The sequence below is a fragment of the Streptococcus henryi DSM 19005 genome, assembly GCF_000376985.1.
In the GTDB taxonomy this organism is placed as follows: Bacteria; Bacillota; Bacilli; order Lactobacillales; family Streptococcaceae; genus Streptococcus; species Streptococcus henryi.
The window spans coordinates 1-14,901 of record NZ_AQYA01000014.1; the positions used below are offsets into that span (position 1 = coordinate 1).

Sequence of the window (14,901 nt, forward strand, 5' to 3'; positions counted from 1 at the left end):
AAAAAGGAGTTTACATTATGGCTTTTCCAGATAATTTTCTATGGGGTGGCGCATTAGCTGCGCACCAATTCGAAGGTGGTGTTCTTGAAACATCAAAAGGACTTTCTGTAGCAGACGTCATGACAGCTGGCGCCCACGGTGTGCCTCGCGTCATTACTGATGGCGTGGTAGAGGGTAATTATTATCCAAACCATGTCGGCATTGATTTCTATCATCGTTATAAAGAAGATATTGCTATGTTTGCTGACCTTGGTTTCAAGTGTTTCCGTACTTCAATTGCCTGGTCACGCATTTTCCCAAATGGTGACGAAGACCAGCCGAATGAAGAAGGATTGCAATTCTATGATGATGTTTTTGATGAATTGCTCAAATATGGCATCGAGCCAGTCATCACTTTGTCTCACTTCGAAATGCCTTACCATATCGCCAAAGAATACGGCGGTTTCATGAATCGTAAGACCATTGATTTCTTCGTCAAATTTGCAGAGGTTGTCTTCAAACGTTATAAAGACAAGGTCAAGTATTGGATGACCTTCAATGAAATCAACAACCAAATGAACTATCACAATGATATTTTCGGTTGGACCAACTCAGGTGCTCACTTTGGTGATTATGACAATCCTGAAGAAGCGATGTATATCTGTGGTCACCATACCTTGCTTGCTTCAGCTAAAGCAGTTAAAATTGGTAAAGAAATCAATCCTGAATTCCAAATCGGTAACATGATTGCCATGGTGCCAATCTACCCATTCTCAGCTCGTCCTGCTGACCAAGTGTTAGCGCAGCAAATGATGCATGACCGTTGGTCCTTCTGTGATGTGCAAGTTCGCGGTCACTATCCGCGCTATACCCTTAAGATGTTTGAACGCAAAGGTTACGACATTAACATCACTGAAGAAGATAAAGCAGTATTGGCTCAAGGGAAAGTGGATTATATCGGCTTCTCTTACTACATGTCTAACACAGTTGACTCGACAGCTCACAAAGATGTGTCTGAAGATACCAGCGGTGGAAATGAGCACTCAGTGACCAATCCATTCATCAAGGAATCTGATTGGGGTTGGGCTATCGACCCAGAAGGCCTCCGTTACTCACTCAATGCCTTTTATGAACGCTACGAATTGCCCCTCTTCATCGTGGAAAATGGTTTTGGTGCCATTGATGTCAAAGAAGAAGATGGTTCTGTCCATGACCCATACCGCATTGACTACTTGCGCAGCCATATTCAAGAAATGGAAAAAGCCATCGAAGAAGACGGCGTTGAGCTTTGGGGTTACACACCTTGGGGCTGTATCGACTGTGTATCCTTCACAACTGGTGAAATGAAGAAACGCTATGGCTTCATCTATGTTGACCGCAACAATGACGGCTCAGGTACTCTTGAACGCAGCAAGAAGGACTCTTACGATTGGTACCAGCAAGTTATAAGACATAATGGTTTATTATAGTGCTCTTAAAAAAACATACATAGAAACAAATAAAAGAATCTAGGATCTGAAATCGTTGACCACAGCAATCCTGAATTTATTAAAATGCTGCATAGTGTGACATTCTAAAATATCTGAAGATAGAAAAAGCCCATTAAAATTGGGCTTTTTCAAATCTATTTAATTTCTTTATACTCAACTTCCAAGCCTCTCTTAACGGCCGGGCGCTCTGCGATTTGAGCAGTCCAACGTTGGAGGTTTTTGTATTCTTTAACGTTTAGGAAAATGCCTGCGCGGTCCCAGATTTTATCTTGTGCCAAGCGGCCGTACCAAGACCAGATGGCAATATCTGCGATGGTGTAGTCTTCACCAGTGATGTAGGTTTTTGTTGCTAGTTCCTTGTCCAAAAGATCAAGTTGGCGTTTGGCTTCCATTGCAAAGCGGTTAATGGCGTACTCAATCTTCTCAGGAGCATAGTGGAAGAAGTGCCCAAAACCACCACCCAAGAAAGGAGCTGCGCCTGTTTGCCAGAAGAGCCAGTTCATGACTTCGGTGCGTTTGGCAAAATCTTTGGGGATGAGTTTACCGTATTTGTCCGCCAAATAGAGAAGGATAGAAGGCGATTCGAAGACACGCACGCGCTCCTCACCTGTTTGGTCAAACATGGCAGGAATTTTTGAATTTGGGTTAATAGCTACAAAATCAGAACCAAATTGGTCCCCATCGCCAATAGCGATCTTATAAAGGTCATAGCTGACATCAACACCAAGCTCTTTTAATTCTTCAAACATAATAGTAGCCTTGATACCGTTTGGAGTTCCTAGAGAGTAAAGTTGAAAATCAGCCTCCCCCACTGGTAGCGATTGTTCAAAGCGACTTCCAGCTGTCGGCTGGTTAAGCCCACCCCAAGCTCCGCCCATGCTGGCAGGATTTTCCCAAACTTCAGGTAAAATGTATTCTGACATAATAATGATACCAAGAGCTTCGCGATAGCGACAAGTATTAGTCGCATATAAAAGCTCTTTCCTTTACTTTTTTCTTGACCTTATCCTAGCAAAAATTGAAAAAAATTTCAAAAATCTAAGTCTAAAAAAAGATATGAATAGCTGATTCTTTCATTTTATTTTTGAAAACAATGACTAAATTACTGACTTGTTAATGAAATGTTTGCTTATTAAAAGAGATTCAAGAAAGTATTTGATGAATAACTCAAAAAAATCTAGAAAAACGGAACTTTAGTCTTGAAATCTATTTGAGATATGGTAAGATAGTAAAAATAAATTCGAGGAGGTCTAAGGTGGACAAAACAAAATTAAAAGATTTAGCAAAGGCAGAACTCCACTGTCACTTAGATGGTTCTATTTCTATGGCGACTATCCGTACTCTGGCAGACATGGCTCAAATTGAGATTCCAGCATCAGATACTAATCTTAAGAAGCTCATCACTGCGCCTGAAAATGCGGAGAACCTCATGGACTATCTCAAAACTTTTGATTTTGTTCGCCCGCTTCTCCAAACCAAAGAAGCCCTGACTTTAGCTGCCTATGATGTGGCCAAACAAGCAGCACAAGAAAATGTCATCTACACCGAAATCCGCTTTGCTCCCGAGCTTTCAATGGATCAAGGCTTGACTGCCACCGAAACCCTCCAAGCAGTTCTTGAAGGACTAAAACAAGCTCAGGAGGAATTTGGTATTGTAGCTAAGGCCCTTGTCTGTGGCATGCGCCAGTCAGATCCAGCCCTGACCCGTGAACTCCTAGCTCAAATTGCTGATTTTGCTCCTAAAGGCTTGGTTGGTTTTGACTTTGCTGGGGATGAGCACGGTTTTCCACCTGCAAAAATAGCAGAGCTCATTAAGGATGTTCAGGCCATGGGCTATCCCATGACCTTCCATGCAGGCGAGTGTGGCTGTCCCAACCATATCGCAGATAGCATGGCATTAGGCATTAAGCGTATGGGCCATGTGACAGCCATCCATAATCAGCCACAAATCCTAGCTGATTTTGTTAAGAATGGTGTCACAGCAGAGCTTTGTCTCATTAGTAACCTGCAAACAAAGGCGGCTCCGACTATTGAGGATTTCCCCTACTTAGAATTGAAGGCTGCCGGTGCTAAAATCACTATCAATACAGATAATCGGACTGTTTCCGACACTAATTTGACCAAGGAATATGCGACCTTTGTTGATTATTTTGGAACAAGCGCAGCTGAATTCCTTGAATATAATAGTAATGCTATCCAGGCTTCCTTTACGAGTGAGGCTGAAAAAGCGGAGCTATTGTCAAAAATCGAAGAATTATATGTCCCATTTATTTAAAAATGTGCTAAAATAGTAGTAATTTAGGTTTGGAGGATATTATGGCTTTAGCTAAGATTGTCTATGCAAGCATGACTGGAAATACAGAAGAAATTGCTGATATTGTTGCGAAAAAATTGGAAGAACTTGGTCACACGGTAGATGTTGATGAGTGTACAACTGTTGATGCTGCAGATTTTGAAGATGCAGATATTGCAATTGTTGCGACTTATACTTATGGTGACGGTGATCTTCCTGATGAAATCGTTGATTTCTACGAAGATTTAGGTGATTTGGACTTGTCAGGAAAAGTGTACGGGGTTGTTGGCTCTGGTGATACTTTCTATGATTATTTCTGTAAGTCTGTTGATGAATTTGATGAGCAGTTTGCCCGTACAGGCGCTAGCAAAGGTGCTGAGTCTGTTAAGGTTGACTTGTCTGCAGAAGACGAAGATATTGAAAACTTGGAAGCTTTTGCTGAAGCAGTTTCTGCGCAAGTTGGATAATAAATTACGGGAAGCGTTAGCTTCCTTTTTCTACATTTATTGTAGGTGTTGAGGAGAAGGGGAATGAATTTAGAGGAAATTCGTAAAGACATTGATGCTTTGGATGCTGAATTAGTTGCTTTATTGGAGAAACGCATGCAGCTAGTGACACAAGTAACTGCTTATAAAAAAACAACAGGTAAAGCTATCTTTGATGCGGCAAGAGAAGATATTGTTTTAGAAAAAGTTGCCAGTCGTGTGGAGAATAAGGATTTTGAAGGAACCATTGTCAATACCTTTGCTGACATCATGAAAAATTCACGAGACTATCAGCAGTCAAAATTAGGTTAGGAGCTAGTCATGCTGAAATCTCTCAAAGATTCTTCTGGTTTGACTTACCTTAATCTCCTGAAGCTTTCTATGGCGAGTCTTGTATTGGGGCTGTTGGTAGGACTAGTTGATACGATTTTTGGTCGCGTCTTACTGGCAATTGGAGATTTTAGGGGGCATCATTTTAGTTATCTGATTCCTTTCCTAGGTCTTGTTGGTCTCCTTATCGTCTACCTATATCAGACTTTTGGTGGAGAGTCAAGAAAAGGCATGGGATTGATTTTTGAGGTTGGACATGCTGAGAGCGAAGACATTCCACTGCGTTTGATTCCGCTAGTAATCGTCACAACTTGGTTGACCCACCTGTTTGGTGGTTCGGCGGGTCGTGAGGGTGTAGCTGTACAGCTCGGAGCGACTATTTCCCATTATTTTTCGCGTTTTTTTACTTTTGAAAATAGCTCGCGCATTTTTTTGGTGACTGGGATGGCAGCTGGGTTTGCAGGACTGTTTCAGACCCCCATTGCAGCTGTTTTTTTTGCCATGGAAGTGCTGGTTTTAGGGCAACTAAACCTTGTGGCTCTCTTGCCTGCCACTATCGCAGCCTTTACTGCTAGTATCACCACACATACACTTGGCTTGGAAAAGTTTGGCCACCTAATTGAAGTTGATATATCATTGACACCATTTACTTTTGCCAAACTGGCTATCATCGGTTTACTTTTTGGTCTTGCAGGGAATCTTTTTGCTATCAGCCTTGCCTACACTAAACAGAAAGCAGTGCAACTCTTGCCGAATGGCTATCGTCGAATCTTGTTAGGAGGCGTTGTGCTGAGTCTGATTTTATTCTTGCTCTACCATGGTCGCTATTCTGGTCTAGGAACTAATCTCATAGATGCTAGTTTTAATAGCCAGACAATTTACAGTTACGATTGGCTTCTCAAGTTGGCCTTGACTGTATTGACCTTAGCGATTGGTTTTCAAGGAGGCGAAGTGACACCGCTATTTTCTATAGGTGCTTCATTGGGCATTGTCCTAGCTCCACTCTTTGGTTTGCCACCAGAGCTAGCAGCAGCAGCGGGCTACCTCTCTGTTTTTGGATCGGCGACCAATACCCTTGTCGCTCCCATTTTTATCGGCGGTGAAGTTTTTGGTTTTGCTAATACCCCATATTTTTTCATTGTCATGACTTTTGCTTTTATTGTCAATAGCAGAGTCTCTATCTATGCTGGACAAAAATCACTTTCTTTGTAAAAAAAGTAGAGTTTTCACTTTACAGTATTAGTGCATTTTGCTAAAATAATAAGAGTGTGTAATGGACACGCAAAAAAACAGTTTATCCGCTGGGCTTAAAAGCGCCTAAGATTGACAAAGATAGGAGAAAAAAATGAATCCATTAATCCAAAGCTTGACTGAAGGTCAACTTCGTACTGATATCCCATCATTCCGTCCTGGTGACACTGTTCGCGTTCACGCAAAAGTTGTCGAAGGAACTCGCGAACGTATCCAGATCTTTGAAGGTGTTGTTATTTCACGTAAAGGTCAAGGAATCTCAGAAATGTACACTGTTCGTAAAATCTCAAGCGGTATCGGTGTAGAACGTACATTCCCAATCCACACTCCACGTGTTGACAAGATTGAAGTTGTTCGTTACGGTAAAGTACGTCGTGCTAAATTGTACTACTTGCGTGCTCTTCAAGGTAAAGCTGCACGTATCAAAGAAATCCGTCGTTAATCTGCGAATTCAATCGTATAATGACGTACAAAAATCTGTCTTTTATGGCAGATTTTTTGTTAAGTCCCCTTAGTTCAATGGATATAACAACTCCCTCCTAAGGAGTAGTTGCTGGTTCGATTCCGGCAGGGGACAAAAATCAAAAACCTCATTTCAGGAATTTGCTTGTAAACGCAGAATCACCTGAATGAGGTCTTTTTTTATTGCCTATTTTTTGCTATAATGGCACTTAAAATAAGTGTTTAGTGACACTAAACGCAAATGTAAGTTGAAACTTTTTTTGAATTATTAGGATGGTAATCAACTAGTAAGGCTATTTCAAATATTCTTGAAAGTGTAGTTGTGTCCTATATATTCAATTTTTTCAGCTCAGCATATTACAGATTTTATTTAGGAGATCATATGATTCAATTATTTATGATATTGGACTCCTGTGTCATCTTAGCATTTATTTTTGATCTTCTTTTGCGGAAGAAAATTCCGAATGCTCAAACGAGGCACTATAGAAGTCTTGTCGTTTTTCAGATTTTGACTATGGTAACTAACACTATAAGTCTTGTGTTAAATGAAAATTTTCAAAGCGTTTCGAGGGAAATATTATACTTTGTCAATATTTCGTATGGTGTTACTTACATCATTCGTGCTTTTTGCTTTTTCAGCTATTGGTTAACCCTATTTGATTTACCAACTAAAGTAAGACGTCGCTTTGAATTATTTGCAGTTTTGCCGATGTTATTTGAAATTGGCTTTTTTATTGCTAGTTTGGACGGACCTTTGACAACATTTATCATTGATAGTGAGGGTTACCGACCTGGGCCAGGTATAATTTTCTATTTTGTACAAAGTTATTTGTATAAAATCGTAGCAATTTTTCTTTTATTTTTTCAGCGTAAGAAATTTTCTAACTTCCAGATTGGCTTCTTCAGTTTGCATCTAGGGCTTTTAATAGTTGGGACTTTTCTAAGGTTAAGCGAACCTAGAAATATTGGAATGGGTATGATTGGTGTTATTGTCATTTTACTTTCAAACCTAGTTTTTGAAAATCCCGACCGTACACTTTATGAGGGTACAAAAATGTTCAAAGTATCAACCCTTGATAAAGTATTGAATCAATTCACGGAAAACAAAGGAGTTAGCAAGCAAATTTTTGGATTTTCACTTCATAAGTTTGATGATTATCAAGAAATTTACGGTCGTGACCAGATTATGAATGGTATAAAGGAAATTGGTGAATACTTAAATAAGGCTTTTCCTAAGTATCAAGTTTATTATAATGAAGGCCGATTTATGTTGCTTCATAAAAAGCCCATGGATTTTTATAGCATGCGTTTTCGAATAACCAATCGTTTTAATCAAGGTTGGGAAAGTGATGGTGCTAGAATTTATTTCACACCAGTTTTTGTAGCAATTGATGATATCTCTTTTTTTGAGTCTGGACATCAAGTTTTGACTGCTGCTAAATCCGTTTTAACACAACGTGAAAAAGAGTTTGGAAATTATGCTTTGGAAATACTAGATAGTGAACTTGAAACTGTCATGGAAAACTGGGAGATTGAGGCTCTGCTTGAAAATATACTGAGAGAGAATCGCCTAGAGATGTTCTTGCAGCCTATTATTAATCATGATGAAATTTTGGTTGGTGCAGAAGCATTAATTCGTATGCGTGATGGTGAGGGCGGCTACATTTCTCCAGATCGTTTCATCAATTTGTCGGAGAAAAATGGTACTATTAACATCATTGGTGAATGGATTTTTAGAGAGGCTTGTCTATTTTTCAAAGAAAATCACAAGAAGCTTAATCTGAAATGGATAAATGTTAATTTGTCACCGGTACAATGCCTTGACCCAGAGTTACCCAAGAAATTTATAAGTATTGTTAATGAAATTGGTGTTAATCCTAATCATATTCATTTAGAAATAACCGAAAGCGAACTAGTCGATCGTAATAAATTAAGTCGACTAATGAATAAGATGCACAAACAAGGTTTTATTTTTGCATTAGATGACTTTGGAAGTGGTTATAATAGTTTGCTTCGCATTGAGGAATTACCATTTAGCATTATTAAAATTGATAAAGAAGTTATCTGGAATTATTTTAAATGTAAATCATCTGTACTGGAAGAAGTATTGTCTGGTTTTAGAAGACTGGGTTATCGTATCACGGCTGAGGGTGTTGAGACTCGGGAAATGGTTGAGGGACTAAAAAAACTTAATGTTACATGGTTCCAAGGATTCTATTATTCAGCACCGATACCGACAGAAGCATTTGTTAAGAAATATAGCAAAAATAAATAGTGCTTACATTGAGTGAGTAACTATGGGTCTTAATACTATAAATAATGGATTCATATGTTGATTACATCAAGTTTTAAGTAGCAGAAGTCTCCTTGAGAATGACAGATCTCTCGGAGGCTTTTTCTTATTATCTAAATATCAATTCTATTATTGCTGAAATTGCTTAAATTTTCTGTTAATTTATGGTAGAATGATAGGAAAACATGTAAATAGGGGAAATAGCATGCAGTTATTAACAAATGTACAGCAATTAAATGGGGAACTCCGTGTTCCTGGAGATAAATCAATCAGCCACCGTTCTATCATGTTTGGATCTTTGGCTAAGGGAGTGACAAAAGTTCATGATATCTTGCGTGGTGAAGATGTTTTGTCTACAATGCAGGTCTTCCGTGATATGGGTGTCCAAATTGAGGACAATGGAGACCTAGTTACCATTCATGGTGTTGGTTTTGATGGCTTGAAAGCCCCTGAAAATAAATTAGATATGGGAAATTCTGGAACATCTATCCGCCTGATTTCTGGCGTTTTAGCTGGTCAGGATTTTGATGTTGAGATGTTTGGGGACGACAGTCTTTCAAAACGTCCTATGGACCGTGTGACTATCCCACTTCGTCAGATGGGTGTAGAAGTGTCTGGACAAACTGACCGTGACCTTCCACCATTGAAGATGCATGGTAGCAAAGAACTAAAACCCATTCATTATCAATTGCCAGTGGCTTCTGCCCAAGTTAAGTCAGCCTTGATTTTTGCTGCCCTACAAGCAGAAGGGGAGTCTGTCATTATTGAAAAAGAAAAAACGCGCAACCATACAGAAGACATGATTGTTCAATTTGGTGGCCAAATTGCTGTTGATGGTAAAGAAATTCGTATTTCAGGCGGTCAAGAGTTCACTGCTCAAGAAGTTGTAGTTCCTGGTGATATTTCTAGTGCAGCCTTCTGGTTGGTAGCAGGGCTTATTGTCCCAAATTCAAAAATTACCCTTAAAAATGTTGGAATCAATGAGACTCGTACGGGTATTTTAGATGTTATCCAGGCAATGGGTGGTAAAATTGCCCTATCAGAAGTTGATGACATTGCAAAATCAGCGACTATTACTGTTGAAACATCAGAATTGAAAGGAACTGAAATTGCTGGCGATATTATCCCACGTCTCATTGACGAGCTTCCTATTATTGCCCTGTTGGCGACTCAGGCAAATGGTGAAACTATTATCCGCGATGCTGAGGAACTCAAGGTTAAGGAGACCGACCGCATTCAAGTGGTTGCAGATGCCCTAAATAGCATGGGGGCTGATATTACACCAACTGAGGATGGTATGATTATCAAAGGAAAAACAGCCCTACACGGTGCGACAGTAAATACCTTTGGAGACCATCGAATCGGTATGATGACAGCCATTGCGGCCCTTCTGGTTTCAGAAGGAGAGGTTGAACTTGAACGTGCTGAGGCTATCAATACTAGCTATCCAAGCTTCTTTACAGATTTGGAGGAGCTCAGTCATGGCTAAAATCCTTATTGGTTTTATGGGCTCAGGTAAGTCAACCATTGCCCGAATTCTTGATCCGGACTTCATTGATATGGATGCTCGTATTGTTGAAAAACTTGGTATGTCAATTGCAGATTTTTTTGAGCAACATGGCGAAGCTGCCTTTCGAGAAATCGAAGCTCAAACCTTGCAAGAACTACTTGCTGAGGACCATGTTATCTCGGCTGGCGGCGGTGTCGTTGTCACTGAGACAAATCGTAAAATACTAAGCAACAACCCAGAGACCATTTATTTGAAAGCAGATTTTGAAACACTTTACCAGCGTATCGCAGAAGATAAAGTCAATGTCCGTCCGCTTTTTGTTAATAATAGCAAAGCAGACTTCAAAGCCATCTTTGATAAACGTCAGGACTGGTATGAAGAAGCTGCTAGCCAGATTATTGATGTCGCTGGAAAGACACCAGAACAAATTGTTGAGGAAATCAGATGAAAGTTGCCTATCTTGGTCCCAGTGGATCTTTTACGCATACTATTGCTTTAGAAGCTTTTCCAAATGAGGAACTTGTCTCTAAGGCAACTATTTCAGAAGTTATCAAGTCTTATGAATGCCAGGAAGCTGACTTTGCAATAGTTCCTGTTGAAAATTCCATTGAAGGTTCCGTTCATGAGACGTCTGATTATCTTTTTCACACAGCCAATATCAGTGCTGTTGCTGAAATCATCCAGCCAATCAAGCAGCAATTGATGGCAACTGCCAAGGATAAAAAGATTGAGAAGATTATCTCGCATCCACAGGCTTTGGCACAAGGCAAAAAATATGTGACAGAAAACTATCCAGGTGTTATAATTGAAGCAACGTCGAGCACAGCTTATGCTGCAAGGTTGGTTGCAGAACATCCTGATAAACCCTATGCTGCTATTGCTCCCCATGCTGCGGCAGAGGAGTATGGATTGGAAATTGTGGCTCAGGATATTCATGAAATTGAAGATAATTATACCCGTTTCTGGGTACTTGGCCATGAAAAAGTTAGTTTTGCCTTGCCAAAAATTGCCAAGACTATTTCCTTAGCCTTTACCTTGCCAGATAATTTACCTGGTGCCCTTTACAAGGCATTGTCGGTATTTGCTTGGCGTGGGATTGACCTTACTAAGATTGAAAGTCGTCCCTTGAAGACAGTATTAGGAGAGTATTTCTTCATTATTGATTTTGACAATAGTAATGAGGAGCTTGTGAATTTTGCACTCGAAGAGTTAGCATCTCTAGGAATTAACTATAAAATTCTCGGACAGTATGAGGTTTACAAACTTTAATGCTCTGCTATTGTCCCAAAAAAGAATAGTACGTATGGAAAAATAATGAAATGATTTGGAATGACAATGACAAGAAATAACAGAAGCCCGCTTAGTCATCATGAGCAACTACGCTATCGCTATCTATTATCGAATATACGCTTTTTAAATGAAAAAGAGCAGCAAGAGTTTGATTACCTAAGGTTAAAGTCTGAAGCTGAGAGTCATGCTAGCTATTCAGTTGATGAAGAAGTTTATTCTTATTCATCTTCACTGTTTGATGAATCATATGCATATGCAGATGCCTATGCCTATGCCTATGACCTTGAAGAGAAAACTCTTGAACCGCAGTTTACTGCTCAAGGATTACCGATTTTTGAAGAAGAGCCCCCTTTGCCAAAACGTTCGACACGAAACAAGAAAGCAAAAGCCCCTCTTCCGCCAGTTGAAGACTATCAGACTAGTTTTGAAGACCAAAGTGCTGTGCCTGTCTCTATGCCACAAGCGCAGTTTGTAAAGCCTATGAAGGCAAAAAAAGTTAAAAAACAGCCTAAAAAAGGGCGTATTAAACGTTTCCTCCAAGCGCTTGCTATTTTACTTTTATTGGTATTTTCGGGCATGGTCTACATGTTTTTCAAGGGAATGAACGATGTTTCAAGTGGTAAAACAAATTACACTCCTGCGGTTATTGAAACCTTTAATGGAGTAGATAGTCCTGATGGGACTAATATTCTCCTACTTGGAAGTGATCAACGTATCACACAGGGATCTTCAGATGCTCGTACTGATACTATTATGGTTATGAACATTGGTAACAGTGATAATAAGGTGAAGTTAGTGAGCTTTATGCGTGATACCTTGGTTAATATTCCAGGTGTCAGCTACAGTGACTATACTTATGACCAAAAGCTTAATGTTGCTTTTAATCTTGGTGAGCAGGATAACAATCAAGGTGCTGAACTAATGCGAGAAACCTTGAAAAATAATTTTGATATTGATATCAAATACTATGTTATGCTTGATTTCGAGACTTTTGGTGTCGCTATTGACACACTCTTCCCAAATGGTGTCAAAATTGATGCCAAGTTTAATACTGTTAATGGTGAGGAAGTAACTTCCGTAGAAGCACCAAATGATATTGGTTTTGGTGACCAATCGACACCGTATCAGACGATTAATGTTGGTGAGCAGCGAATGAACGGACAGACACTCTTGAATTATGCTCGCTTTAGAAGTGATGATGCTGGAGATTTCGGTCGAACAGAGCGCCAGCAACAGGTCATTGCTGCCATTATTAGCCAAATCAAGGATCCGACAAAACTCTTTACAGGTTCTGCAGCAATCGGAAAAATCTATGCCTTAACTTCAACCAATGTCCCGTTCTCTTATATGTTGACTAATGGCATTTCAACCATGTCGGACGCATCTAAGGGTATCGAACACATCACCATTCCAGCAGAAGGGGACTGGGTCGACGACTACGACATGTATGGCGGCATGGGTCTCTGGATTGACTTTGAAAAATATCAAGGCCAGTTGGCTGACCTGGGTATGCGTTAATATGGTATAATGGAGAGACGAGAGTCTCTCTTTTTCTATGGTTTTGGAAAATAGCAGAGCAGAACAGACCAGAAAGGTAAGAAAATGTTTAAGAAAAATGATGTCATTGAAGTTGAAGTGGTTGACTTAACACACCAAGGACAGGGAGTCGCAAAGGTAGATAGCTTTGTCTTCTTTGTTGAAAATGCCCTACCAGGTGAAAAGATAAGCATGCGCGTGCTAAAACTTAAGAAGAATATCGGTTATGGGAAAGTTGAAGAGTACTTGACTAAGTCACCTTACCGCAATGAAGATGTGGACGCTGCTTACTTGCGTAGCGGGATTGCAGACTTTGGTCACTTGGCCTACAGTGAGCAACTCAAATTCAAGCGCAAGCAAGTTGCGGATAACCTCTACAAAACTGCTGGCATTTCTCATGTAGAAGTAGCAGAGACGCTTGGTATGGAGGAGCCTTATGCCTATCGTAACAAGGCTCAGGTACCTGTCCGTCGTGTCAATGGTCAATTGGAAACAGGATTCTTCCGTAAAAATTCACATGATCTCATGCCAATTGAAGATTTTTATATCCAAGATAAGGAAATTGATAAGCTCATTCTTTTCGTGCGTGATTTGCTTCGCCGATTTGATATCAAACCATACGATGAGAAGGAGCAGACAGGTCTCATTCGTAACTTGGTGGTTCGTCGAGGGCATTATTCTGGACAAATCATGCTTGTTTTTGTGACAACACGTCCAAAAGTCTTTCGCATTGAGCAGATGATTGAGAAGATTGTTGCTGAGTTTCCAGCTGTCAAATCCATCATCCAAAACATCAACGACAAGAACACCAATGCCATCTTCGGTTCAGAATTTCGTACCCTTTACGGTTCAGACACTATCGAAGATACTATGCTAGGTAATCACTATGCCATTTCCGCCCAATCCTTCTATCAAGTCAATACAGTAATGGCTGAGAAGCTCTACCAAACAGCCATCGATTTCTCTGACTTGACTGAGAATGATATCGTGGTTGACGCTTACTCGGGGATTGGAACGATTGGACTGTCCTTTGCCAAATCGGTCAAGGCAGTTTACGGAGTGGAAGTCATCGAGCAGGCGGTTGAAGATGCCAAGAAAAATGCAGAGCTAAACGGTATAACAAATGCCCACTATGTGGTAGATTCTGCCGAGAATACCATGGCAAACTGGACCAAGCAGGGCATCCAACCAGACGTCATCATCGTTGACCCACCACGCAAAGGCTTGACAGAAAGCTTCATCAAAGCAAGCGCAGCCATGCAACCAAGAAAAATCACCTACGTCTCATGTAACCCAGCCACCATGGCGCGTGATATCAAACTCTATGAAGAGTTGGGCTATAAGCTGGAGAAGGTGCAGCCGGTAGATTTATTTCCGCAGACGCATCATATTGAGTGTGTGAGTTTGTTAGTTAAAGCCACAGATTGATTGTCCGACTTGCTTTCTTATTTCAAGGCAAGTCGCTCAAATGGTCCACTGGACTATTTGAATCCCACAGCCCCATCACGTTGAGGTAGTATCGCTGTTTGTACGAGCTGAAAATTCAGTGAATTAGAAGCAGCTGATCTGCCCATGTGGTAGCTGTCCACGATTGACGAGTGCTAGTGCGAAGTCAGAGTGGATAACAGCGAACCGCTGAGTGTGTTAGTTTGCTCGTAAAAGCCTAGAAACCCTTGAACGAGAGGGATTTTGAAAAGAGGCTGGGCAAAAACTAGCTTCAAAATAAAACCACACAGTGATTTCCGTCTCGAAAACAATCAAGATGAAAGAATCACTGTGTGGTTTTTGAGTATGTGATGTTTTTGAGCCTAGATTCTTGGCCAATTTTGTGAGATTCATACTCATGAAGAGGAAGCCGACTTCCGTTTGGACGGCTTGATTACCTCTAACGTGAACTCTGCGAACGCCAAAAACACTCTTCAATCGGCCAAAAACGGGTTCGACATCGATTTTCCGTTTGGCGTAGATACGAGAGCCTTCTT

The 14,901-nt window shown here is 40.4% G+C and carries 14 protein-coding genes and 1 tRNA gene; 13 read left to right on the forward strand and 2 right to left on the reverse strand.

What is annotated here, in order from left to right; genetic code table 11:
• The first annotated feature begins 17 nt into the window (after positions 1 to 17).
• On the forward strand, positions 18 to 1,448 hold the full coding sequence (locus F601_RS0100545; RefSeq protein WP_026183039.1) for a 6-phospho-beta-glucosidase: 1,431 nt from the start codon (positions 18 to 20) through the stop codon (positions 1,446 to 1,448).
• 155 nt (positions 1,449 to 1,603) lie between these two features.
• Here F601_RS0100545 and yghU read toward each other — a convergent pair whose 3' ends face one another.
• A complete protein-coding gene (yghU, locus tag F601_RS0100550; protein ID WP_018163737.1) occupies positions 1,604 to 2,392 on the reverse strand; it encodes a glutathione-dependent disulfide-bond oxidoreductase in 789 nt (262 codons plus the stop codon).
• Between the two features lie 332 nt (positions 2,393 to 2,724).
• Here yghU and add point away from each other — a divergent pair, with 332 nt between their 5' ends.
• The 12 genes from add to rlmD all read left to right on the forward strand — a co-directional run bounded on the left by add (position 2,725) and on the right by rlmD (position 14,347).
• Positions 2,725 to 3,744: an adenosine deaminase gene (gene add / locus F601_RS0100555; protein WP_018163738.1), complete on the forward strand. Its 1,020-nt coding sequence runs from the start codon at positions 2,725 to 2,727 to the stop codon at positions 3,742 to 3,744.
• A 41-nt stretch (positions 3,745 to 3,785) separates the two neighbouring features.
• Positions 3,786 to 4,229 carry a flavodoxin gene (locus tag F601_RS0100560; RefSeq protein WP_018163739.1) on the forward strand — a complete coding sequence of 148 codons (444 nt, stop codon included), beginning with the start codon at positions 3,786 to 3,788 and terminating at the stop codon, positions 4,227 to 4,229.
• A 63-nt stretch (positions 4,230 to 4,292) separates the two neighbouring features.
• Entirely contained in the window at positions 4,293 to 4,559 is a 267-nt protein-coding gene (locus tag F601_RS0100565; RefSeq protein ID WP_018163740.1) for a chorismate mutase, read from the forward strand.
• Between the two features lie 9 nt (positions 4,560 to 4,568).
• The gene (locus F601_RS0100570; RefSeq protein WP_018163741.1) at positions 4,569 to 5,789 is read left to right on the forward strand and encodes a chloride channel protein; all 1,221 of its coding nucleotides are present in this window, start codon (positions 4,569 to 4,571) and stop codon (positions 5,787 to 5,789) included.
• Between the two features lie 133 nt (positions 5,790 to 5,922).
• On the forward strand, positions 5,923 to 6,270 hold the full coding sequence (gene rplS, locus F601_RS0100575) for a 50S ribosomal protein L19 (protein ID WP_018163742.1): 348 nt from the start codon (positions 5,923 to 5,925) through the stop codon (positions 6,268 to 6,270).
• A 63-nt stretch (positions 6,271 to 6,333) separates the two neighbouring features.
• A tRNA-Arg gene (locus F601_RS0100580) sits at positions 6,334 to 6,405 on the forward strand.
• A gap of 267 nt (positions 6,406 to 6,672) precedes the next feature.
• Positions 6,673 to 8,565 (forward strand): EAL domain-containing protein, encoded by a 1,893-nt coding sequence (locus F601_RS0100585; protein ID WP_018163743.1) that lies wholly within the window; start codon positions 6,673 to 6,675, stop codon positions 8,563 to 8,565.
• A gap of 223 nt (positions 8,566 to 8,788) precedes the next feature.
• Positions 8,789 to 10,072 carry a 3-phosphoshikimate 1-carboxyvinyltransferase gene (gene aroA, locus F601_RS0100590; protein ID WP_018163744.1) on the forward strand — a complete coding sequence of 428 codons (1,284 nt, stop codon included), beginning with the start codon at positions 8,789 to 8,791 and terminating at the stop codon, positions 10,070 to 10,072.
• Positions 10,065 to 10,541, forward strand: coding sequence for a shikimate kinase (locus F601_RS0100595; protein WP_018163745.1), 477 nt, complete (start codon positions 10,065 to 10,067; stop codon positions 10,539 to 10,541). The genes aroA and F601_RS0100595 overlap by 8 nt, the downstream gene beginning before the upstream one ends.
• Complete coding sequence (gene pheA, locus F601_RS0100600; RefSeq protein WP_018163746.1) at positions 10,538 to 11,362, forward strand: prephenate dehydratase; 825 nt, start codon at positions 10,538 to 10,540, stop codon at positions 11,360 to 11,362. The genes F601_RS0100595 and pheA overlap by 4 nt, the downstream gene beginning before the upstream one ends.
• 66 nt (positions 11,363 to 11,428) lie before the next feature.
• A complete protein-coding gene (locus tag F601_RS0100605; RefSeq protein ID WP_018163747.1) occupies positions 11,429 to 12,901 on the forward strand; it encodes an LCP family protein in 1,473 nt (490 codons plus the stop codon).
• Between the two features lie 84 nt (positions 12,902 to 12,985).
• On the forward strand, positions 12,986 to 14,347 hold the full coding sequence (gene rlmD / locus F601_RS0100610; protein WP_018163748.1) for a 23S rRNA (uracil(1939)-C(5))-methyltransferase RlmD: 1,362 nt from the start codon (positions 12,986 to 12,988) through the stop codon (positions 14,345 to 14,347).
• A gap of 216 nt (positions 14,348 to 14,563) precedes the next feature.
• Here the strand turns inward: rlmD and F601_RS12745 are convergent.
• Positions 14,564 to 14,901 (reverse strand): transposase (locus F601_RS12745; protein WP_155979139.1); only part of this gene is annotated, 338 nt, incomplete at its 5' end.

What these genes read in the sequence shown, in the direction of transcription:
- F601_RS0100545 (WP_026183039.1), top strand. Translation starts at nt 18, where the DNA reads ATGGCTTTTCCAGATAATTTTCTATGGGGTGGCGCATTAGCTGCGCAC.
- yghU (WP_018163737.1), bottom strand. Translation starts at nt 2,392, where the DNA reads ATGTCAGAATACATTTTACCTGAAGTTTGGGAAAATCCTGCCAGCATG.
- F601_RS0100560 (WP_018163739.1), top strand. Translation starts at nt 3,786, where the DNA reads ATGGCTTTAGCTAAGATTGTCTATGCAAGCATGACTGGAAATACAGAA.
- F601_RS0100565 (WP_018163740.1), top strand. Translation starts at nt 4,293, where the DNA reads ATGAATTTAGAGGAAATTCGTAAAGACATTGATGCTTTGGATGCTGAA.
- F601_RS0100570 (WP_018163741.1), top strand. Translation starts at nt 4,569, where the DNA reads ATGCTGAAATCTCTCAAAGATTCTTCTGGTTTGACTTACCTTAATCTC.
- rplS (WP_018163742.1), top strand. Translation starts at nt 5,923, where the DNA reads ATGAATCCATTAATCCAAAGCTTGACTGAAGGTCAACTTCGTACTGAT.
- F601_RS0100585 (WP_018163743.1), top strand. Translation starts at nt 6,673, where the DNA reads ATGATTCAATTATTTATGATATTGGACTCCTGTGTCATCTTAGCATTT.
- aroA (WP_018163744.1), top strand. Translation starts at nt 8,789, where the DNA reads ATGCAGTTATTAACAAATGTACAGCAATTAAATGGGGAACTCCGTGTT.
- F601_RS0100595 (WP_018163745.1), top strand. Translation starts at nt 10,065, where the DNA reads ATGGCTAAAATCCTTATTGGTTTTATGGGCTCAGGTAAGTCAACCATT.
- pheA (WP_018163746.1), top strand. Translation starts at nt 10,538, where the DNA reads ATGAAAGTTGCCTATCTTGGTCCCAGTGGATCTTTTACGCATACTATT.
- F601_RS0100605 (WP_018163747.1), top strand. Translation starts at nt 11,429, where the DNA reads ATGACAAGAAATAACAGAAGCCCGCTTAGTCATCATGAGCAACTACGC.
- rlmD (WP_018163748.1), top strand. Translation starts at nt 12,986, where the DNA reads ATGTTTAAGAAAAATGATGTCATTGAAGTTGAAGTGGTTGACTTAACA.